The 20,850-nt window shown below is 73.2% G+C and carries 18 protein-coding genes; 9 read left to right on the plus strand and 9 right to left on the minus strand.

What is annotated here, in order from left to right:
• Positions 1-66 precede the first annotated feature (66 nt).
• The 5 genes from ACRYRX_RS08185 (at position 67) to ACRYRX_RS08205 (ending at position 5,383) form a co-directional block, all read left to right on the plus strand.
• Positions 67-1,692, plus strand: a complete 1,626-nt coding sequence (locus tag ACRYRX_RS08185; RefSeq protein WP_432511348.1) for a dolichyl-phosphate-mannose--protein mannosyltransferase — start codon at positions 67-69, stop codon at positions 1,690-1,692.
• Positions 1,693-1,761: 69 nt separating this feature from the next.
• A complete protein-coding gene (locus ACRYRX_RS08190; RefSeq protein WP_432511349.1) occupies positions 1,762-2,343 on the plus strand; it encodes an acyltransferase in 582 nt (193 codons plus the stop codon).
• A 175-nt stretch (positions 2,344-2,518) separates the two neighbouring features.
• Positions 2,519-3,457, plus strand: coding sequence for a hypothetical protein (locus ACRYRX_RS08195; RefSeq protein WP_432511350.1), 939 nt, complete (start codon positions 2,519-2,521; stop codon positions 3,455-3,457).
• Complete coding sequence (locus tag ACRYRX_RS08200) at positions 3,454-4,785, plus strand: O-antigen ligase family protein (protein ID WP_432511351.1); 1,332 nt, start codon at positions 3,454-3,456, stop codon at positions 4,783-4,785. The genes ACRYRX_RS08195 and ACRYRX_RS08200 overlap by 4 nt, the downstream gene beginning before the upstream one ends.
• Positions 4,751-5,383, plus strand: coding sequence for an acyltransferase (locus ACRYRX_RS08205; RefSeq protein ID WP_432511352.1), 633 nt, complete (start codon positions 4,751-4,753; stop codon positions 5,381-5,383). The genes ACRYRX_RS08200 and ACRYRX_RS08205 overlap by 35 nt, the downstream gene beginning before the upstream one ends.
• A gap of 27 nt (positions 5,384-5,410) precedes the next feature.
• Here ACRYRX_RS08205 and ACRYRX_RS08210 read toward each other — a convergent pair whose 3' ends face one another.
• On the minus strand, positions 5,411-6,592 hold the full coding sequence (locus ACRYRX_RS08210; protein ID WP_432511353.1) for a hypothetical protein: 1,182 nt from the start codon (positions 6,590-6,592) through the stop codon (positions 5,411-5,413).
• A gap of 444 nt (positions 6,593-7,036) precedes the next feature.
• On the opposite strand from ACRYRX_RS08210, the gene ACRYRX_RS08215 reads away from it, so the two are divergent.
• Complete coding sequence (locus tag ACRYRX_RS08215; protein ID WP_432511354.1) at positions 7,037-8,119, plus strand: DUF4124 domain-containing protein; 1,083 nt, start codon at positions 7,037-7,039, stop codon at positions 8,117-8,119.
• Positions 8,120-8,366: 247 nt separating this feature from the next.
• A complete protein-coding gene (locus ACRYRX_RS08220) occupies positions 8,367-9,434 on the plus strand; it encodes a DUF4124 domain-containing protein (RefSeq protein WP_432511355.1) in 1,068 nt (355 codons plus the stop codon).
• 12 nt (positions 9,435-9,446) lie between these two features.
• Here ACRYRX_RS08220 and ACRYRX_RS08225 read toward each other — a convergent pair whose 3' ends face one another.
• Positions 9,447-10,352 carry a glycosyltransferase family 2 protein gene (locus ACRYRX_RS08225; RefSeq protein ID WP_432511356.1) on the minus strand — a complete coding sequence of 302 codons (906 nt, stop codon included), beginning with the start codon at positions 10,350-10,352 and terminating at the stop codon, positions 9,447-9,449.
• A gap of 152 nt (positions 10,353-10,504) precedes the next feature.
• On the opposite strand from ACRYRX_RS08225, the gene ACRYRX_RS08230 reads away from it, so the two are divergent.
• Positions 10,505-11,071 (plus strand): serine acetyltransferase, encoded by a 567-nt coding sequence (locus ACRYRX_RS08230; RefSeq protein WP_432511357.1) that lies wholly within the window; start codon positions 10,505-10,507, stop codon positions 11,069-11,071.
• Between the two features lie 246 nt (positions 11,072-11,317).
• The gene (locus ACRYRX_RS08235; RefSeq protein ID WP_432511358.1) at positions 11,318-12,640 is read left to right on the plus strand and encodes a glycosyltransferase family 4 protein; all 1,323 of its coding nucleotides are present in this window, start codon (positions 11,318-11,320) and stop codon (positions 12,638-12,640) included.
• Positions 12,641-12,715: 75 nt separating this feature from the next.
• On the opposite strand, the gene ACRYRX_RS08240 is transcribed toward ACRYRX_RS08235, so the two are convergent.
• From ACRYRX_RS08240 to ACRYRX_RS08270, 7 genes are all read right to left on the minus strand, one after another.
• A complete protein-coding gene (locus ACRYRX_RS08240; RefSeq protein ID WP_432511359.1) occupies positions 12,716-13,810 on the minus strand; it encodes a polysaccharide pyruvyl transferase family protein in 1,095 nt (364 codons plus the stop codon).
• The gene (locus tag ACRYRX_RS08245; protein ID WP_432511360.1) at positions 13,807-14,850 is read right to left on the minus strand and encodes a nitroreductase family protein; all 1,044 of its coding nucleotides are present in this window, start codon (positions 14,848-14,850) and stop codon (positions 13,807-13,809) included. The genes ACRYRX_RS08240 and ACRYRX_RS08245 overlap by 4 nt, the downstream gene beginning before the upstream one ends.
• Positions 14,847-16,217 carry a flippase gene (locus ACRYRX_RS08250; RefSeq protein WP_432511361.1) on the minus strand — a complete coding sequence of 457 codons (1,371 nt, stop codon included), beginning with the start codon at positions 16,215-16,217 and terminating at the stop codon, positions 14,847-14,849. The genes ACRYRX_RS08245 and ACRYRX_RS08250 overlap by 4 nt, the downstream gene beginning before the upstream one ends.
• A gap of 64 nt (positions 16,218-16,281) precedes the next feature.
• Positions 16,282-17,250, minus strand: a complete 969-nt coding sequence (locus tag ACRYRX_RS08255) for a glycosyltransferase family 2 protein (RefSeq protein WP_432511362.1) — start codon at positions 17,248-17,250, stop codon at positions 16,282-16,284.
• Positions 17,247-18,119, minus strand: a complete 873-nt coding sequence (locus tag ACRYRX_RS08260; protein WP_432511363.1) for a WecB/TagA/CpsF family glycosyltransferase — start codon at positions 18,117-18,119, stop codon at positions 17,247-17,249. Before ACRYRX_RS08260 ends, ACRYRX_RS08255 begins: the two co-directional genes overlap by 4 nt.
• 20 nt (positions 18,120-18,139) lie before the next feature.
• Positions 18,140-19,087 (minus strand): glycosyltransferase family 2 protein, encoded by a 948-nt coding sequence (locus ACRYRX_RS08265; protein ID WP_432511364.1) that lies wholly within the window; start codon positions 19,085-19,087, stop codon positions 18,140-18,142.
• 193 nt (positions 19,088-19,280) lie between these two features.
• Entirely contained in the window at positions 19,281-20,831 is a 1,551-nt protein-coding gene (locus ACRYRX_RS08270; RefSeq protein ID WP_432511365.1) for a sugar transferase, read from the minus strand.
• Positions 20,832-20,850: the final 19 nt, after the last annotated feature.

A 20,850-nucleotide genomic window follows, 5' to 3' on the forward strand; every position in this document is an offset into this window, starting at 1 on the left:
CTACGATGCCGACGTGATCGCGAACGCACTGGTCGAGCCCCCCGTCCCGGCGCCGGGCGACCAGGCGTGAAGGCGGACGCCCCCGCCCCGTTCGACGCCGGCGTCGCCACCGACGCCCGGCGACGGTTGCTGGGAGGCAGTTCCGAGATCGACGGCGAGTCCTGGCGCCGCAGCTGGCTGCCGCTGCTGCTGGTCGTCGCCGTGGGCGGTTTCCTGCGGTTCTTCCAGCTCGGGCGGCCGCACCAGCTCGTGTTCGACGAGACGTACTACGTCAAGCAGGGGTACTCGCTGCTGCGGTACGGGGTCGAGCTGCGCAACGACCCGGACATCGCGAAACCGGACGAGCTGTTCACCGCCGGGACCCCGGACGTCTTCGGGACGGCGGGCGACTTCGTCGTCCACCCACCGGTGGGCAAGTGGATGATCGCCCTGGGCGAGTGGGTGTTCGGGATCGACTCCTCCTTCGGCTGGCGGTTCTCCGCGGCCCTGGTCGGGACGTTGTCGATCCTGCTGATCGGCCGCGTGGCCCGGCGGATGTTCCGGTCCACGCTGCTGGGCGTCACCGCGGCGGTCCTGCTGGCCGTCGAGGGCACCCACTTCGTGGAGAGCCGCACGAGCCTGCTGGACGTCTTCCTCATGTGGTGGGTGCTGGTCGCGTTCGCCCTGCTGCTGATCGACCGCGACCACGCCCGCGAGCGCCTGGCGCGCGCCGTCGCCGTGCACGGGGCCGACGGCTCCGGGCCGCGGATCGGGTTCCGCGGGTGGCGGCTGGCGGCGGGGGTCAGCCTGGGGCTGGCCTGCGGGGTGAAGTGGTCGGGCCTGTACGTGCTGGCGGTGTTCGGGCTGCTGACCGTGCTGTGGGACGCGGGGGCGCGCCGGGCCGTGGGGGTGCGCCCGTGGCTGGCGGCCGCGGTGTGGCGCGACGGGATCGGGGCCTTCGCCGCGCTCGTCCCGGTCGCGGTCGTGACGTACGTCGCGACGTGGGCCGGGTGGTTCCGCAGCGACCTCGGCTGGGACCGGGACTGGGGCGCGACGCACCCCTCGCGCGGGGCCGGGGCCGTCGTGCCGGACGCCCTGCGCAGCCTGTGGCACTACCACCAGCAGGCGTACTCCTTCCACGTGGGGCTGGACAGCCCGCACCCGTACGCGGCGAACCCGTGGTCGTGGCTGGTGCAGGGCCGGCCCACGTCGTTCTTCTACGAGTCCAAGGCGAACGGCGTCGAGGGCTGCACCGTGGAGAACTGCTCGAAGGCGATCACCTCGCTGGGGACGCCGGTCCTGTGGTGGGTGGGTCTGGTCGCGCTGGCGGTGCTGCTGTTCCGGTGGGCGTTCGCGCGGGACTGGCGGGCCGGGGCGATCCTCGCCGGGTACGCCGGGGCGTACCTGCCATGGTTCCAGTACCAGCACCGGACGATCTTCACGTTCTACGCCGTCGTGTTCGTGCCGTTCGTCGTGCTGGCGGTCGTCTACCTGCTGGGGCTGGTGCTGGGGCCGGACCCGAGCGCGTCGGTGCTCAGGAGCGGGGTGAGCGTCGAGACGGCCCTGTGGCGGCGGCGGATCGGGGCGGCCGTGGCGGGCGCGGTCGTGGTCCTGACCGTGGCGTGCTTCGCGTTCTTCTGGCCGGTCTACACCGGGCAGGTGATCCCGTACGAGTCGTGGAGCCGCCGGATGTGGTTGCCGAGCTGGATCTGAGCGGCGCCCACCCCTCCTTGCCGACCACGGGGCGCGTGCGATGGGATGCGCCGTGTGACGAGCCACCTGATGAACGCACCGACCACCGCGCCCGGCCCGGGCGGTCCACGGCAGCGGGCCCGTCACCAGGTCGAGCGCGCCCTGCGCCGGGGGCGGTTCCTGGTGCGGTCGGCGGTCGAGCCGGCGCTGCGCGGGGAACCGCTGGCCGTGGGACCGCGCACGCGGCTGACCATCGGCCCGGCGGGGTCGTTCCGGCGCGGGCCGCGCTGCACGATCGCGGGTGACTTCACCGGGGACTTCCAGGGCGAGGTCGTGTGGGGCGAGGACGTGTTCGTCAACGTGGGCGCCTACGTCTCGATCCGGGAGTCGCTGGTCGTCGGGGACCGCTGCCGGTTCGGTGAGCGGGTCTCCATCCACGACGAGGACCACGTCTTCGAGCCCCTGGGCGCCGACCGCTCGCAGTACGTGACGAGCCCGGTGGTCATCGAGGACGACGTGTGGATCGGCGCGGGGGCGATCGTGCTGCGGGGTGCGCACGTGGGGGCGGGGTCGGTGATCGCCGCGGGGGCGGTGGTGCGGGGCGAGGTCCCGCCGGGGTCGCTGGTCGCCGGGGTGCCCGGCCGGGTCGTGCGGCCGTTGCGGAGCGCGTGACCCCCCGGGTGACGCAGTGTTGCTGCCGTCGGCGAGGAATCTCCTCGATGTGACTGTCCGTGCTTGAACGTGCTCCTCGTGTGGAGGAATGCACGCCTCCGGACCGGCATTGAGTACTGTCTGCCTCGATCCGACTACTGGATGCTTCACCCGCCCTCCAGATGGAGCAAATCTCGTGCCTGATGACCCCCGCCTCCCGAAGAGCCCGCTGAAGGCCCTCGCCGACCGCTGGTGGATCGCCGCGGCGCTCGTGGTCCTCGGCGGCGCCGGGGGCGCCGGACTGGCCACGCTGACTCCGACCACGTACACGGGTGAGGCCCGGGTGGCCGTCGGCAGCGAGAGCCTGGACGCGCGCCTCGTGGCCGGCTACTCCCAGGCGTCGACGCAGCTGGCCGCCGACGTGGCCCGCTACGTCAACGACGCCCAGGCGCGGGCCGCGCTCGAACCGGTGATGGGTGCGGCGGCCGACGACGTGTCCCAGATCGCCGCCTCCCCGATCCCCACCTCCAGCGTCGTGCGCATCGAGGTGCGGGCCGGCACGCCGCAGGCCGCCGCCGACGCCGCGCAGGCCGTCGCGCAGCAGCTCAGCGACCAGGTCAACGCCGTCTCGGGGGAGACCTCGGAGTCCCTGCTGACCCAGTACACCGACCTGTCCAACCGGGTCGCCGCGGCGCAGGAGGCCGAGGAGGTCGCCCGCGGCAACCTCGCCTCCCTCATCGGGGCCGAGGCGGACCAGGCCGAGATCGACGCCGCCCGCGGTGCCGTCGAGCAGGCCACCGCGAACGTCGCCGTCCTGGAGGTCCAGCAGCAGGCCCTGGGCACGCGCTACCGGAACTCGGTGACGAACACCCCGGCCGCGGCGGGCCTGCGCGTCGTGCGCGAGGGCGAGCTCGTCGGGTCCGACGCCAGCAGCACGATGCAGAAGTTCGGGCTCGCCGGTGCCGTCCTCGGTCTGCTCCTCGCCCTCGTCCTGGCCGTCGGCCTGGACCGGCGCCGCGCCGCCCGCGCCCGCCGGGACGAGCCGGTCCCGCTGCCCGGCGGCGGCGAGCGCACCGGGGGCCTGGACGACGTCGGCGCGCCCCGCGCGCAGGAGTCGCAGGCCAGCCGCTCATGACGGCCGGCCTCGAGGCGACCAGGGCGCCGGAGGTGCGCGGCTCCGGGCCCGCCCGGCCGGCGTACCTGTGGTGCTTCCTGGGCGTGGTCGTCCTCAACGTGTTCTCCGGGCACTGGGACGCGTTCCGGCTGCCGATCGGCCCCGACCGCCTGCTGTTCGGGATGGCGGTGATCCTGCTCGTCCTGGACCCGTGGGCCTGGCGGCGCTCGGTCCTGCGGGTCCGCCCCGTCCACGTCGCCATGGTCGTGCTGCTCCTGATCGCGGTCGTCTCGGCCGCCGGGCACGGGACGCTGCTGTCGTCCACCGGCGTCTTCGCGCTGCTGGACCGGCTGCTGGTGCCCTTCCTGCTGTTCGCGACGGCCCCGGTGGTGTTCTGCACCCCGGCCCGGCGCGACCTGCTCCTCAAGGCGCTCGTGCTGCTGGGCCTCTACCTCGGGTACACCGCGCTCGTGGAGACGCTGCGCCTGTGGCAGTTCGTCTTCCCCTCCTACATCGCCGACCCGTCGGTCGGCCAGCAGTTCGGCCGGGCGCGCGGGCCGTTCGCCTACTCCGAGGGCATGGGGATGGCCTGCGCCGCGTGCACCTTCGTAGGAGCCGCGGCGTTCTCCCGGTTCCGGGGGTGGTGGCGCGTCGCCGCCGGGGTCTCGACCCTGCTGGCCGCCGCGGGCGCGCTGGAGGCGCTGACCCGCTCGGTGTGGGTGGGCACGGTGCTCGGCATCATCGCCGCGATGGTCGTCACCAAGCGCACCCGCCGCCTGCTGCCGGCCGTCCTGGCGCTGGCCGCGGTCGCCGTCGTGGCGCTGCTGGTCCTGGTGCCCGGGCTGCGGGCCTCCGCGGACGAGCGCGCCGGGACGACCCGGTCGGTGCTGGACCGGCAGAACACCAACGCCGCGGCGCTGCGGATCGTCGACGCCGAACCGCTGACCGGGGTGGGGTGGCTGAAGTTCTACGACGTGTCCACCGACTGGGTGCGGCAGGCCGACGACTACCCCGTGACCACCGTGCGGATCGAGGTCCACAACGTCGTCCTGGGGCGGGCCGCCGAACTGGGCCTGCCCGGGGCCGCGGCCTTCGTCCTGTGCATCCTGTTCGGTCCGGTGCGGGCCGTCTTCGCGCGCTACGGCCCCGACGACGACCCCGACCTGGTCACCTGGCGCTCGGTGTCGATCGCGATGACGGCGGTGTGGAGCGTCGTCATCATGCTGAGCCCCACCCCCTACCCGCTGCCGAACTACCTGGTCTGGATGTTCGCCGGCATCGCCCTGACGCCCTACCTGACGAGAGGACCGAGCCGTGCCGCCCACGGGAAACGCGCCGTCGCACCCTGAACTGACCGTCGTCACCTCGACCCCGGAGCAGGACGCACCGCGGGGACGGGCCTCGCGCGCGAGCCGGCTGGCGCGCGGGGCGGGTGCCGTCGCCTACCTCGGTCTCGCCCGCCACCTGCCGTGGTCGCCCCGGCCCGGCGGGAAGGTCGCCAAGCGGCTGCGGGCGCTGACCGCGAAGGCCATGCTCGACCGCTGCGGGCAGGACGTGAACGTCGAGCACGGCGCGTGGTTCGGTTCGGGCAAGGGCATCGAGCTCGGGGACCGGTCGGCGATCGGGATGGACGCCCTGGTGATCGGCCCCGTGCGCATCGGGAACGACGTGATGATGGGTCCGCGCTGCGTGCTGCTGGCCTCCGCGCACGAGACCGCATCGGTCGACGAGCCGATGACCGCGCAGGGTTTCCGCGACGACCGGCCCATCGTCATCGAGGACGACGTGTGGATCGGGGCGGGCTGCACGATCCTGCCGGGCCGGCGCATCGGGACCGGCAGCATCGTCGGCGCCGGGTCCATCGTCACCGCCGACGTCCCCCCGTGGACCGTCGTGGCCGGGAACCCCGCGCGCGTGGTCAAGCACCGGCGTCCCGAGACCTCCTGAACCCCGCCCCGGACCGCCCGGCGGGGTTCAGGGACCGCTGGGCGCCGGGGTCGCCGGGGAGGTCCCCGGGGAGGTCCCCTTCGTGGGGGACTTCGTGGGGGACTTCGTGGGGGACTTCTTCGCGGGTTTTCCGTAGTCCACCGGCAGCGCCTCCAGCTCCCCCCAGGGGAACCCGGCCATCACCGACCAGGCGCGGTCCCCGCCCAGGAGCCCGGGCCACGGGTTCTCCTCCCCCACGGTCTCCGCGCCGCTCTCGGCGCTGATCGCCACCGTCCCGGACCGGTCGGTGACGATGAACCCGTACTCCTGGGCCGCGCGCGCGATCATCTTCGCGATCGGGGAGATGTCCAGCGCGTCCACGTCCAGGGCCGGGTCCAGCCGCAGCCGCGTCCCCTCGGCGACCGCGTCCTCGTCGCGGTCGAACCCGTCGCTGCGCTGCGCGGGCCAGCTGACCGACTTCCAGTGCTTGGCCTCGACGAGCTGCAGGGACAGCGCGTGGTCGATCACGCCGTTGCGGACGTCGTCGACCCACACCATGCCGCCGGCGACGGCCAGGCCGCTGGCGCTGGAACCGTAGCCGTCGTGGAAGTAGCCGTGCTCGGTGGACACGTCGTCGAGCCGGCCACCCCAGCACGCCTGCCAGCGACCGTCGACGCGCTCGGCCTTCCACAGCTCCCACAGCTGGTCGGTCGCCGGTGACCAGATCGTCAGCTGGCCGTCGGTCCCCTTCGCGGGCACCGCGTCCTCGGGGATCGGGACCCCGGTGAACTGCCCGCCCTCCCCCAGCAGGCCCTTCGGCGTGTACCCCTTGTCCTGGCAGTTCGTCCAGGCGACGTCCACCCGCGGCTGGTCGGCGGGCACCGTGTAGTACGCCACCTGGAACTGGTGCACGTTGAACGCCGCGATCCCCCCGGACCGGGAGGCCACCTGCCGCACGACCTCCTGGACCTGCGCCGCCGAGTTCGGCGCCACCGGGGCCTCGCTGACGTCCTGGCGCCAGACGCTGGCGGCGGAGAACGGGTACCCCGCGGGCAGCGTGGCGGTCGGGGTGGGAGCGGGCGGGTCCGCCGGGCGCTGGACGGCTTCGCGCGTCCACGGCCGCAGCAGCAGGGCGGCCAGGACGACCGCGACGGCCAGGGCCGTCAGCACGAGGAGCAGGAGCCGCCTGCGGCGGGTGTCGTCGGGGGTGCTGCGGTGTGCCTGCGGCACGTCGTCTCCCTGGGCGCATCGCGGACGGGGGTCAACTGGCCGGGCGGGCCAGGGGCGATCCTGTCACGCCGGGTGGGGTGCCACTAGCCCGGTGGGGGTGCCGGGCACCCCCGGACGGCCGCCGGCGGGCACGCCGGGTCACCGGCGACCGGGTGGCCCCACGCTGCGTCAGCGGGCCTCCCCCGCGCGGGCTCACCCGATCTGGTGCAGGCGGTCCCGTCGCGCCACGGGGAGTGAGCCGTCACGCGCTGCGCCGTTCGGGGGTACGGACCGGACGCAGCGGCCACCGGGTCGGCGCATCCCGCGGCGACTCTCCGTCGCCGTCCGCCCTCGGCTACCCCCCACCCGGGTGGAGTCGGTGCCCGGTGCCGCGCAGATCCGCCAGCCGTCGCTCCACCGGGCCGAAGGACTAGGTGTCACCACCTACTCGATGGAGCTGTCACGATGCGCACCCGACTCGCCGGTCTCGCCGCCGTCGCCCTGACGACCGCCCTGACCGTCTCGCTGGCCCCCACCGCCACCGCGGGCACCCCGACGCTGGGCGCGGGGCAGCGCGGGCTCGCCGCACCGCCGAAGGTCGTCGCCCAGACCACCTCGGCGGCCACCACGCTGAACGGGCTCTACGGGGCCAGGAGCGTGTGGAAGACCGACGTCTCGCAGGCGCCGCTGGCCGCCAACTCCGGTGCGCTCGTCGCCAACCTCGCCGGTCAGGTGGACCGCTACTACGGGGCGGCCGCGTTCAACGTGAACAAGTTCGGGACGAGCATCTACACCGTCGACGCCGGCCAGCGCCGCATCGACGTCAAGTGGGACAACTGCCAGCGCAAGACGTACACCCCGCGCGGTCTGCTGGGGGCCGGCGGCCAGTTCACCCAGGTCCCGATCCCGGACGACGCGGTCCCCGCCGCGGGCACCGACGGCCAGCTCACGATCTACTCCCCCTCCAGCGACCAGCTGTGGGAGTTCTGGAAGGCCAAGCGCGTCGACGGCCAGTGGCAGGCCTGCTGGGGCGGGCGCATCGACCGCGTCTCCACCAGCCACGGCCACTTCAGCGAGCACTGGGGCGCCAGCGCCAGCGGTCTGGCCGTCGCCGGGGGTTCCATCCTGGTCTCCGACGCGCAGGCCGGGGTCATCGACCACGCGCTGTCCCTGCAGCTGGTCAACGCCGGGATCTACTCGAACTGGAGCTGGCCCGCCCAGCGCAGCGACGGCCAGGACCGCAGCGCCGACGCCATCCCCGAGGGCACCCGTTTCCGCCTCGACCCCAGCGTGGACGTCGACGCGCTGAAGATCACCCCGCTGGCGAAGATGGTCGCCAAGGCCGCCCAGAAGTACGGTTTCATCATCACCGACAAGGGCGGCGCCGTCGCCATCACCGCCGAGAGCCCCAGCGCGGTGCAGGCCGCGACCGGCGTGAACCCGTGGACCTCCGTCATGGCCGGGAAGAAGAGCTACGAGATCTTCAAGGGTTTCCCCTGGGACAAGATGCAGGCCCTGCCCAAGGACTACGGCAAGCCGACGTCCTGAACCCCTCCGCGTGCACCGTCGCACGCCCCGACGTGCCCCCGCCACCCCTGGTGCCGGGGGCACGTCGCGTTCCCGGGGTCTCGTCCCCGACCGGCCCACCGGTCGGCGGATCGACCGGGACGTTCCCCTCACCCTGGGTGATTGCGTGATGAACTACTCCGAACGGGGCCACGCTGACAGGCGATGAGGACGCACCCCGGGGTGGACCGATGAGTTGAGCAACCCCCTCACTGATCGGAGTTCCCCCGTGCGCAAGCGTTCCGCCCTCCTCGCCACCGTGTCCGCCCTCGCCGCGGTCGCGCTGAGCACCCCCACCGCCTTCGGCGCCGGCACGTCCGTCATCGCCGACCAGGCCCCGCGCGGCGGCGTCTTCGGCGCGACCAGCGAGTGGAAGCGGAACGTGTCCGCCGCACCGCTGGCCGCGAACTCGGCCGAACTCGTCGCGAACGTCCAGCAGCAGGTCGCCGCCTACTACGGTGCCGCCGCCTTCAACGTGAACAAGTACGGCACCAGCATCTACACCGTCGACGCCACCCAGCCCCGCATCGACCTCGCGTGGGACAACTGCCAGCGCAAGCCGAAGATGCCGGCCGGGATCCTCGGCGAGGGCGGGCAGTTCACCCAGGTCCCGATCCCCGCCGACGCCGTGCCCGCCGCCGGCACCGACGGCCAGCTGACCATCTACTCCCCGCAGACCGACCAGCTCTGGGAGTTCTGGAAGGCCAAGAAGGTCGACGGCAAGTGGCAGGCCTGCTGGGGCGGGCGCATCGACTCCCTGTCCACCAACCCGGGTTACTTCAGCGGTTACTGGGGCGCCAGCGCCAGCGGCCTGGCCGTCACCGGCGGTTCGCTGCTCATCGCCGACGCGCAGGCCGGGGTCATCGACCACGCGCTGTCCCTGCAGCTCGTGAACGTCCGCGACCGTTCCGTCGTGAGCTACCCGGCCCAGCGCAGCGACGGCCTCGACGCCTCCCCGAACGTCCTGGCCGAGGGGCAGCGGCTGCGGCTGGACCCGAGCGTGAACGTGGACGCGCTCAAGATCACCCCGCTGGCGAAGATGGTCGCCAAGGCCGCCCAGAAGTACGGCTTCATCGTCACCGACAAGGCCGGCGCGGTCGCCATCACCGCCGAGAGCCCCAGCGCGGTCATCGCCGACACCGGGGTCAACCCGTGGACGGCGATCATGGCCGGGAAGAAGAGCTACGACATCTTCCGCGGTTTCCCCTGGGACAAGGTGCAGGCGCTGCCGCTGGACTACGGCAAGCCCGCCCCCGTCACCACCACCGTCACGACCACCACCGTCGCCACCCGGTGAGGCCGCGGCGTCTCAGCCCAGCGACCGGCTGAGGCGCCGCCCCTGGAGCACCTTGGCCAGGGAACGCCAGACGTGGGGCCGCGCGGCGAACCACCGCGCGTTCCGCACCACCTCACCGCGGTCCCCGGTCCGCTGCGCCGCCCGCAGGTCGTCCCAGTGCCACTTGACCATCGCGCGGTCGGCGTCGTGGCGGGAGAACCACGGCTGCTCGGTGCAGTCGGCCACGATCTGCTCGTAGCACCGGCGCATCAGGTCGGTGTCGTTGATGGCCTGCTGGTCGTGCAGGAAGTAGCGGAACGTGGGTTCGGCCAGGGCCAGGCCGCGGCCGTGCTGCAGCACCCGGACCCACATGTCGAGGTCCTGGGCCCGGCGCAACGGGCGGAACAGGCCACCGGCCAGCAGCGCCTCCTTCGTCACGATGGTGCCGCTCGTGCAGACGAGGTCGCCGGGGGCGAACAGGTCGACGGCGTTCAGTTCCAGGTCGCGCCGCCAGACGTTCCCCAGTTGCCGGCCACCGGAGGAACTCCCCGGGCCCGCCACCAGGACGTACCCCTCGGCGCGGGCCAGGGTCCGCTCCAGGTGGTCGGGCAGCCAGGCGTCGTCGGAGTCCAGGAACGCGATCCACCGCGTCCGCGCCGCCTCGATGCCGCGGTTGCGGGCCGGACCGCTGCCGCCGTTGACGGGCAGCTCGATGACGGTCGCGCCGTGGGCGCGGGCCACGGCCACCGTGTCGTCGGTGGAGGCGTCGTCGACGACGATCACCTCGCGGGGCGTCAGGGTCTGCGCCGCGACGCTGTCCAGGGCACGGCCGATCATGTGGGCGCGGTTCATCGCCGGCATGACGACGGTCACGTCGCAGGAGCGCCTCACCGCCGCCGGGGAACCCTCGCCGACCCCGGCGTGCGGTTCTTCGTCCACGGAACTCACAGTGGCCCCCTCAGGTCGGCTCCGAGCCGCGTGTCCAGCGCTCGGCAGGTGTGGATGGTGGCAGACGGCGACGGGCACGCAGTAGGGTTCCGGTTCGGCCCTGGTCGCCCTCCGGCGACCGTCGACGAACGAGAGGACCGCCCGTGCCGCGTCTGCGCGATGCCGTCGAACGGTGGAAGTCCGGGATCACCGCGGACTTCCCGCAGAACCCCTACTGGGAATCGCGGGTCACGCTCTCCATCTGGCGGTTCGGCCAGCTGGCGCACCTGGACCGCTCCCCCGCCGGGTTCGTCGCACGCCGCGTCCACACGCTCGCCGACACGGTCTGGACCCGCGCACTCATCGGCGCCGAACTGCCCCGGTCGGTCCAGGCCGGCCCCGGTCTGCGGCTGCCGCACGCCGGGCGCGGCGTCATCCTGCACCCGGCGACCCGCATGGGCCGCGGCGTGACGCTCTACCACCGCGTGACGGTGGGGGTGTCCGGCGACGCCGGGCCGCCGACGATCGGGGACGACGTGTACCTCGGGACCGGCGCCGCGGTGATCGGTGCGGTGAACGTCGGGCGCGGCGCGCGGGTCGGGGCGAACGCCGTGGTGGTGCGCGACGTGCCGGACGGTTTCACCAGCGTCGGGGTTCCCGGCCGGCTCCTGCCGCCGCGCGCCGAGCGCACGGGGACCACCACCGGGGAGTCCGCGGCCGCCGGCACGTAGCCCGCACCCGGTGGCACGCGCGGACGGGGCGCGGCGGACCAGCGGGCGGGCCAGCTCCCCTGGCGCAGCCGGTGTGGGCAATGCCGCTCCCCGATCGACGGAACGACAACGGGACCCGGTGTCGCTGTGTGCAACCAGCACAATACTCGCAGCCAGCACAACGCCGGAAGTGAACATCACGACCGCCCCTTCGGGTGCGCAGCGGGGTCGTCGCCGAACCGTCGGTGACTGGCTATGGTTCGGCCCATGAGCGCGCCACACCTCAGCACGGGACCGCGGCACGTCGAGGAGGACACCGACGCGCCGGAGGCCGGCCGAGTTCGCGTCGCGTACCTCGTGAGCCGGTACCCGTCGCTGTCCCACGCCTTCATCGAGAACGAGGTCGACGCGCTGCGGGCCCTCGGGGTGGACGTGCACACGTTCACCGTGCGCAGTTCCCCGGCGTCCTCCCACGTCTCCGAGCGCAGCCGTCGCGAAGCGGGCACCACGACGTCCCTCATCGGTTCCCCCGCGTCGCGGTGGGTGGGCGCCGGGCTGCGCACCGGGCGCCGCAGCGCCACCGCGCTGCTGCGCACCGCCGGGGTGGCCGCCGGTTCGGGCCCGCGGACCGCGCGGGCCCGCGTCTGGCAGGGTTTCTACCTGGCCGAGGCGGTCCTGCTCTTCGACGAACTGCGGGCCCGGGGCATCCGCCACCTGCACGTCCACTTCGCCAACAACGGCGCCGACATCGCCCGGCTCGTCGTGGCCCTGGGCACGGCCGCCGAGGGGCCGGCGGCCGGCTGGCGCTGGACGATGACGATGCACGGCCCCACCGAGTTCGAGGCCGTGGACGCCTTCGACCTGCGCGCGAAGATCGCCTCCGCGCACGCCATCGCCTGCATCAGCGACTTCTGCCGCTCCCAGCTCATGCGGCACTCCTCGCCCGAGGAGTGGGGCAAGCTCGACGTCGTCCGGATGGCCGTCGACGGGACCCGCTTCCCCGACGCCTCCCCCGACCGCGCGACCAGGGGCGACGACGAGTTCCGGGTCCTCTTCGTCGGCCGGCTGGTCCCCGAGAAGGGGCCGTCGGTCCTGCTGTCCGCCGCCGCCGCGCTGCGGGGGCGGACCGGCGGCCGCCTGCGCGTCCGGTTCGTCGGCTCCGGCCCCCTGCTCGATGAACTCCAGGCCCAGGTCGTCCGCGACGGCCTGCAGGACGTGGTGGAGTTCACCGGGCCGCTGGGCAACGAGTCGCTGCCCGGGCAGTACGCCTGGGCGGACGTGTTCTGCCTCCCCAGTTTCGCCGAGGGGGTCCCCGTGGTGCTCATGGAGGCGCTGGCGACCTCGCTGCCGGTGGTGACCACCGCCATCGCCGGCATCCCCGAACTGGTCAAGGGTTCCGGCGACCCCGAGGAGAACGGCCGCCTCGTGCCGCCCGGGCGCCCGGAGGCGCTGGCCGCGGCCCTGCAGGAGCTGCGGGAACTGCCCGGCGCCGAGCGCAGCCGGCTCGGTGCCGCCGGCCGGCGGCGCGTGCTCACCGAGTTCGCCCCCGAGCTCAACGCCCGGCGGCTCCTGGGGCTGTTCAACCGCTGACCGGCCGCCCGACGCACGACGGGACCGCCCCCGCCGCGAGGGCGGGGGCGGTCCCGGGGGTGCGGGGTCGGGGACCTACCGTCCGCCCTTCAGGACGTCGATCGTCCGCAGCCACATCCGCTCCACGCTCTCCTTCAGGACGGGGATCGTGTCGAGCAGCCGCTTGGCGTCGCCGTCCTCCGTCACCGCCGTCAGCCGCTCCGCGGGGTCCTGCTCGGCGGTGACGTTCCACCCCGCGACGCCGAACTCGCGCATGAGCTCGGCGTACTTGTGCGACCAGCCCAGCGCCAGCGTGGGGACGCCCTGGGACAGCGCACCGACGACGGCGTGGAAGCGGCTGGCGACGACGACGGCCGCCTGGCCCAGGACGGCCTTGAGCACCAGCGCGTCCTCGTGCGTGAACACGTCCGACCCCGCGGCGGCCGCGATCGCCCGCCCGAGGTCGAGGTCGTTGGCCTCGTGGACGACCACGAGCGGGGTCAGGCCCCGCGCGGCGCCGGCCGCGGCGTAGCGGGTGAAGACGTCGACGTACGCCTCGCGCGTGATGACCCCGCTGGAGATCAGCTTGCCGTTGGGCACCAGCGCCAGCACGTCACCGGTCGCCACGGGCTCGAACGGCGGCGGCGTCAGGCCGATCGTGAAGTCGACGGCCCGCTCGACCGGGGTGCTGATCCCCAGCGACCGGACGTAGCCGAGGCTGACGTCGTCGCGGACGAACACCAGCGCCGACTGGGTCAGGATCTGCCGGGTGAGCCCGGCCTTCTCCTGGTCGGTGAACGGCCCGAACGCCTGCGGCAGCATCACCCGGGGAACCCCGTGCTTGTGCCAGTTCGCCCCGAAGTCCGCCTCCCGCTGGTGGCGGGCCACGGCGAAGGAGTCGCTGTAGGCGAAACCCGACGCGTCCAGGACCCCGGTGATGTCCCGGTCCCGAACCAGGCCGTACCGGCCGGCCAGACCGGCGGGCAGGCGGTTGCCCACGGCGATGGACAGCCGCGGCCGGCGGAAGTCGTGCAGGGTCTGCCCCAGGCCCAGCCGGGCCCGGAACTCGTAGCTGCCCTGGGTCGGGTTCGAGGACAGGGCGAACGTCCCCCCCAACCGCTGGGTGATGGCCTGCAGCATGAGCTGGGCGCCGAGGTTGGCGCTGTGCACGCCCCGGATGTCGATCGTCATAGGGACCTGAACTTCCTCACGCTGTCGATCTCACGCTTGGCGGAGAAGGGGACCAGCCCCTGGGGGTCGGCGTAACCGTAGGCCAGCAGCATCACCACGCGCTCGTGCGGCTGCAGACCCAGCAGGGAGGCCATCGCGCGGTCGCGGTGGACGATGTCGGGCCAGTTGATGCAGCACGTCGAGATCCCCTGCGCCTCCAGGCCGAGGATGAGGCTCATCGCCGCGAGCGAACCGTCGACGTAGATCAGGTGGCGGTCGCGCTCGTCGAAGAACGCGCCGAGGTCACCGACGATGACGATGATGCCCGGCAGCTGGTGGCCGTAGCCGCGGGTCCCCATGGGGATGTCGGCGACCTTGCGCACGCTCTCGGGGTCGTCGAAGATCTCGAAGCGGTACGGCTGCCGGTTGCACGCGGTGGGCGACTCCGCCGCGATCTCCACGGCCTTGTCGACGTACTTGCGCTCCACGGGCTCGTCGAGGAACCAGCGGACCGAGCGGCGGCCGCGGGCCAGGTCCCCCAGGACCTCCACCGTGTTCACGTCCTGGTGGGCCTGCGGGGCGTGCGGGCCGCTGCCGCCGCGTTCCTCGATGACCCGGACCTCGATGCGCGCGTACGCCTCGCGGGCGGCGGTGATGGTCGGGTCCCCGCTGTCCTGCGTCGCCGTGAAGTACTCGTCGAGGACCGAGACCATCCAGACGTACTCCGGCGCGCCCAGGCCCGAACGGGTCCCGGCGTCGACGGCCTCGGCGAAGGCGCGGATCGTCGCCTCGATGTAGTCCACCCCGAACCGGTTGCGCCGGGGCTGCATCGTGAGCCCCTTCTCGAGCATGTGCACGTTGCGGCGCAGCAGGTACAGCTGGGAGCCGCTGCCGGCGGCGCCCTGGTAGTGCGCCAGGCCCGCGGCGACGGCGCGCGTCTCCCGCGAGAAGGGCTCGCTGATCGTCTTGAAGTACAGCTGGGCGCGCTTGCCGCCGTTCTTCTGCGCCCAGTTCGTCCCGCGCTGGTAGTAGTAGGCGAGCGTCTGCCTGGGGTTCTTCACTTCGATCTCCTCGTTGTCCAGCGCCTACTCAACCACGAACCGCCGTACCGGATGGGAGCCACGATCGCGAGCGTCATCTGCAACGCGGCCGGCCGGGAGGCGCGGTCGATGAAGCAGGCCACGTAGGACGCCAGGACGTACGACCCGACGGTCGCGTACGCGGCGCCGAGGACGCCGTACCGCGGCAGGAGGACGAGGTTCAGGGCGATGTTCACGACCGCCCCGCCGGCGTGCCGGATGACCGACAGCCAGAGCCGGTTCTCCGCGATGATCCACTTGGAGTAGACCGCCGCCATGAACACGAACGGGCACGCGAGCACGTGCACGACGAGGACCGACTTCGACACCGCGTACTCGGGCCCGAAGACCAGGTCGATGATCGGTCCGCCGACGAGGATGATCCCCGTCGCGGCGAGGACGCCGAACCAGAAGGACTGGTCGTACGACCTCTGCAGCATCCTGCGGTACTGCGGGCTCCCGGGCCCGTGGTCCTTGCGGGTCCGCAGCAGCACCGGGAGCGTCGCGTTCATGAACACCGTGGGCAGGAAGTACGCGATCTCGCTGAACCGCGCGGCCGCCGCGTAGGTCGCCACCGACGTCACGCCCAGGACGGTCTGGATCACGACGATGTCGGACCGCAGGTTCAGCTGGTTCGCCAGCCCGGAGATCATCAACGGGTACGACTGCCCCAGCAGGGACTTCATCCGCGCCCACGAGGGCCGCCCCAGCCCCGGGCTCTCCCGGTCGGCGAGGTAGCGCCAGGTCACGACGACGCCGGAGACCAGCGCCTCCAGCACGTACACGGCGAGGAAGAACGCGATGTTCCAGTGCGAGACCAGGCCCAGGACGCGGACGCCGGCGCTGCCGAGGTTCACCGCGATGCTGTACCGGGAGATGGCCGGGGTCCGCATGTGCGCGGAGAACCACATGGTCGGCGCCTCGAAGGCGCGGCAGAACATCGCGCTGCAGGCGACCAGCGTGGCCAGGATCGACAGCGAGTTCCCGCTCGTGAGGCTGATCGCACCCAGGAGCAGGTAGGCCCCGACCGCGAACACCTCGCGGATCAGGATCAGCGACGCGACGATCTGCCGCGTCGCCGGCTCGTCCATCACGAGCGCCTTGACGGCCAGACCGCTCAGGCCCGCGGACATCACGGACATGCCGATGGAGGCCAGGGCCACGCCGTAGGCGTAGGCGCCGTACTCGGCGATCGGCAGCGTCGCGATCAGGGCGACGCCGATGGCGGCGTTCAGGCCGGTGTTGACGGCCTGCTGGCCGGCCGCCCACATCCCGTTCCCGAAGATGCCGTGCTTGCGCGGCCGGGTCACGGGGAGTTCGTCGTCCTTCGGGGTTTCGACGTGTGTCATCGCGGGGCCGACTGTACCCGCGGGACGGCGCGTCGCTGAGCCGTCGTGCTGATCGGTCCCGAGGTCACTCGTCACGTGCTCGACGGGTGACGATCGCCGCGTGGAGGCCGGCGCCGATGAAGTAGTACTGCAGCCACTGCGCGACCGCCACGTACCGCACACGGTCCGGCGACCACCGCGGGCCGACCTGCCGGGAGGTGCGCAGGATGGACCGGACGTTGGGCCGCAACGACCGGAGGAGTTCGGCGACGTCGACCGGGGGCGCCCCGGCGGCACGCCGCTTGTCGACCTCCCCACGGGTGACGCGCCGGACCTTCTTGTGCAGTTCGGCCATGGTCCGGCGCGCCGGGTGGTCGACCACCGCCGCCGCGCCGAAGACGGGCCGGACGCCGCGGGCGACCGCGCGCTGGCCCCACTCCCGGTCGCCACCGCTGCGCAGGGTCTGCGAGAAGCGGCCCACGTCGTCGAACGTGGAACGCAGGGTCATCATGTTCGCGGTGGCGGCCCAGCCCTGCACCCGCACGTAGACGTCCTGGCGCAGCCCGTTGGCGCAGTCCCACAACTCGGCGGCCGTCGGGTGCGCGGGGTCGCGGGGGAACAGCTCGATGGCCCCGCCGACGAACGCCGGACCCGGGGCGGCCAGCAGTTCGGCGACGCCGGCGGTCAGCCAGTCCGGCCTGGGCAGGCAGTCGCCGTCGGTGAAGGCCAGGACCTCGCCCACCGCCAGGGGCAGGGCGGCGTTGCGCGCCGCGTACGAACCCGGCTGCGGCTCGGAGACCAGCTGCAGGTTCTCCAGCACGGCGGTGCTGCCGTCGAGATCGACGTTGTCGCCGTTGTCGACGACGACGACGTGGACGTCGCCGGGGTAGTCCTGGGCGGCCAGGGCCCGCGCCGTGCCGGCGATCTGCCCGCGGTCCCCGTGGACCGGGACCACGACGGTGACGACCGGCCAGGACCGGTCGGTCGCGCGGGGCTCGCTGGTGGGCCGGGGGGTGGGCCCGGTGGTGGGCGGGGCCTCCCGGGTGGCGCTCACGCGGCCCGCCGGGTCCTGGTGCGCCGCGCGGCGGCCCGCGCGAACAACCCCGCCGCGTACGGCAGGTCGTGCACCAGGTACCGCTTCGCCATCCGGCGCGGTTCCATGGCCAGCCGGTGCACCCACTCCAGGCCGCTGCGCTGGATCCACAGCGGGGCCCGGGAGATCTCCCCCGCGACCATGGTCAGGGTGCCCCCGCACCCGACGAACCAGGTGTTCGGGAGGTGCTCGCGCAGGAGCTGCATGAGGCGTTCCTGCTTGGGGAAACCCAGGGCGACGAACACGATGTCGGGTTCGGCCTCGACGACCGCGCTGACGGTCTCCTCGAGCGTGTCGGGGCGCTTCTCGAAACCGAAGGGCGGGCAGTGCCAGCCCGCGACGTCCAGGCCGTCGTACTCCTCGGTCAACCGGTCCGCTGCACGCTCGGCGATCCCCTCCGCGCCGCCGAGCAGGTACAGGGACCGGTCGGACCGGGCGGCCGCCTCGGACAGCGACCAGATGAGCGACGAACCCGTGACCCGTTCGGGCAGTTCCTCGCCCTGGAGCTTGCTGGCCCACACGATGGGCATGCCGTCGGGGACGACGAGCTCGGCCTGCTCGGCCAGTTCGCGCAGCTGCGGGCGGCGCAGCTGCCGCAGGATGTCCACGTTGGGGGTGATGAGGTTCCCCCCGCGCCCTTCCTCGAGGGCGACCATGACGTGCTCGACGACCTCGGTCTCGCGCAGCGCGTCGAACGTGACGTCGTCGACGGTCACCTGCTGGTGCTGGTCGGGTCGCTCGACCCCGACCTCCTCGACGGCGGTCAGGTCGAGGGCGGTGACGGAGCGCAGCGACGCCAGGGTTCGCGAAGGGCCAGAGAAGAGAACCATGTGATCTCCCAGGGAACCGGTCAGCGAGTGGACGTGTCCCGCTGCCAGGCGGTGTTCTGCCTGCGACGAGCGGAGATCCGGGACGCGGTGGTGACGGCGGCGTAGACGGCGGCGGACGGGAGCAGTCGTGGGCGGGTGACTGCGAGTTTCGCGAGGGCGCTCGTCGTCCCCGACGTCGACCTCTCGAAGGACGTCCCCCCCGTGGCGTTCCCGCCGGCCCCCTCGTCGAGGGTGGCCGGGCGCCCCCCGGCGCCGTGACCGGTCCTGCTGAGTTCCGCGTTGCCCGAGGCGGTCCTCGTGCGCACCTTGAGCAGGTTGCGCAGGTCCCTGGGTGCGGCCACGACGAACTCGCCGTCGCTGGTGCCGCGCTCGTGCTCGGCGAACAGCCGCTGCACGAAGAGGTCGTCGCTGGTGAGGTCGGGGAACCGCTCGAACCGGGAGCGGCCGGCGGCGGACAGGCCGTAGACGCCGAGGCCGACCAGGCCGGAGCGGACGTAGGGCAGTTCGGCGTAGGCCCGGTAGAAGGACCGCACGGGCCAGGTCGAGCCGCGCAGGTCGAAGCGGATCCGCGGTGAGGCGGCGTGCACGTCGCCCCGGCGCAGCCGTTCGGCCAGGTGCCCGAGCGTGCCGGGGGTCAGGACGATGTCGGCGTCGAGGTAGACGCGGGGGAAGACCGTGGCGGCCTCGTCCCCGGCGCGCAGGGCGGCGGCCTTGGAGGCCTGCCCGAGCTCGACGACGCGGGCGCCGGCGGCGCGGGCCACGTCGGCGGTGCCGTCGGTGCACCCGTTGGCGACGACGACGACCTCGAGGGTCTCGGGTCCGGCGGCGGCGGCCAGGGCGGCCAGGGTGCGGCGCAGGACGCGGGCCTCGTCGTGGGCGGGGACCACCACCGAGAGGGTGGGGGTGCCGACGGCCGGCGCGGGGCCGTCCTCGACGGCGTGCGCCGTCGGCTCGGTGCTGGTCGTCACGCGCCCTCCTCCCGGATCGACTGCTGTGGTGGATTGCTCGGATCTACGACTCGAACAGCCCAGAACCGTCACTTCTGGTTACTCAGCCGTGCGCATAGTAGCCAGGCTTCACTGGATGAGCGCAAGGCGCGATCACCGGCCACCCCTGCGACGGATGTCACAACCGTCACAGGCGTCACACGACGCCTCACGGTCAGTAAGCTCCCCGGCCGCCGAAGACGGCCTGCGCCGTCTTGGCCAGGATCATCACGTCGAACGCCGGCGACCAGTTCTCCACGTACTGCAGGTCCAGCCGGGTCGACTCCTCCAGGTCCAGGTCCGAGCGGCCCGACACCTGCCACAACCCCGTCAGCCCCGGCTTCACCAGCAGCCGCCGGCGCAGGTCCTCGCCGTACTCGGCCACCTCCCGCGGCAGCGGGGGCCGGGGACCGACCAGCGACATGCTGCCGCCCACGACGTTGAACAGCTGCGGCAGCTCGTCCAGGGAGTACCGGCGCAGGAACGAGCCGACGCGGGTCACCCGGGGGTCGCGGCGCATCTTGAACAGCAGGCCGTTGCCCTCCGACTGCGAGCGCAGGTCGATGAGCAGCTGCTCGGCGTCCACCACCATCGAGCGGAACTTGACCATGGAGAACTCGCGGCCGTCGCGGCCCACGCGGGTCTGCCGGAAGAACACCGGCCCCCGGGAGTCGAGCTTGATGAGCAGGGCCAGCACCAGGAACACCGGGGACAGCAGCAGCAGCCCCAGCGCCGCGCTGCCCCGGTCGAACACGGCCTTCCCGGCGTGCCGGATCCCGCGCAGCTCGGGGCGGTCGACGTGCAGCAGGGGCAGCCCGGAGACGGGGCGGATCACCACGCGGGGGCCGACGACGTCGGTCAGGGCGGGGGCCACGACCAGGTCGGCGCGGGTGCCCTCCAGCTCCCAGCCGAGCCGGCGCAGCACCGGGCCGTCGAGCTCGGGGCAGGTCAGGGTCGCGACCACGTCGACGTCGACGTCGAGGGCGACGTCGGCGATCTCCTCCAGGGTGCCCAGCACGGGCACCCCGAGCGCCTCCAGCTCGGCGGTGCCGGTCCCGTCGGGGGTGCAGGCGCCGTCGACGCGCAGCCCGTGGTCGGTGTTGCGCTGCACCTGGCGGACCAGGGAGGCGACCGCGGCGGGGTGCCCGGCGACGAGGGTGGACTGCATGCACTCCCCCGCGGCCCGGCGGGCGTGCAGGTAGCGGCGCACGCCCAGGCGGGCGGCGACGGTCAGCACGCCGGCGACCGGCAGGGCGACGACGACGAACCCGCGGGCCACGTCGAGCGCGAAGGCCCACGACGCCGTCCCCACCAGGGCCACGACGGTCGTGCCGGCCAGCAGCACCCGCTGGAACTCCTCCGAGCCGACCCCGAGGAACCTCGCCTCGTAGGCCCGGAACAGCAGCATCGAGACGACCCAGACCGGCGGGAGCAGGACCACCGCCCACGCCACCGACGGGCCCGCGGCCTGCGGGGACTCCCCGAAGCGCAGGACCCAGCCCAGCACGGCGCCGATGAGGGCGGCCAGGGCGTCGGAGACCGCGATGGTCCGGCTGTACTCGCGCTGCCACACGGGCCGGCGGTGCTCGCGGACGGCCCCGGAGGCGGTGCGGCGGGCCGTGCCGCGGCGGCCGATCGGCAGGAACGGCCGCTGGGTCTCGGGAACCGGTGCGTCGATCACCCGGCGCCGCTGACTCGGCAGCAGACGCAGATCCTCGGCAGCCATGAACCCTCCCCCGTCGTGG

Origin of the sequence: Kineococcus lubricus, from assembly GCF_050871965.1 — a bacterium.
In the GTDB taxonomy this organism is placed as follows: domain Bacteria; phylum Actinomycetota; class Actinomycetes; order Actinomycetales; family Kineococcaceae; genus Kineococcus.

What these genes read in the sequence shown, in the direction of transcription:
- ACRYRX_RS08235 (WP_432511358.1), top strand. Translation starts at nt 11,318, where the DNA reads ATGAGCGCGCCACACCTCAGCACGGGACCGCGGCACGTCGAGGAGGAC.
- ACRYRX_RS08215 (WP_432511354.1), top strand. Translation starts at nt 7,037, where the DNA reads ATGCGCACCCGACTCGCCGGTCTCGCCGCCGTCGCCCTGACGACCGCC.
- ACRYRX_RS08200 (WP_432511351.1), top strand. Translation starts at nt 3,454, where the DNA reads ATGACGGCCGGCCTCGAGGCGACCAGGGCGCCGGAGGTGCGCGGCTCC.
- ACRYRX_RS08260 (WP_432511363.1), bottom strand. Translation starts at nt 18,119, where the DNA reads ATGGTTCTCTTCTCTGGCCCTTCGCGAACCCTGGCGTCGCTGCGCTCC.
- ACRYRX_RS08250 (WP_432511361.1), bottom strand. Translation starts at nt 16,217, where the DNA reads ATGACACACGTCGAAACCCCGAAGGACGACGAACTCCCCGTGACCCGG.
- ACRYRX_RS08270 (WP_432511365.1), bottom strand. Translation starts at nt 20,831, where the DNA reads ATGGCTGCCGAGGATCTGCGTCTGCTGCCGAGTCAGCGGCGCCGGGTG.
- ACRYRX_RS08240 (WP_432511359.1), bottom strand. Translation starts at nt 13,810, where the DNA reads ATGACGATCGACATCCGGGGCGTGCACAGCGCCAACCTCGGCGCCCAG.
- ACRYRX_RS08190 (WP_432511349.1), top strand. Translation starts at nt 1,762, where the DNA reads ATGAACGCACCGACCACCGCGCCCGGCCCGGGCGGTCCACGGCAGCGG.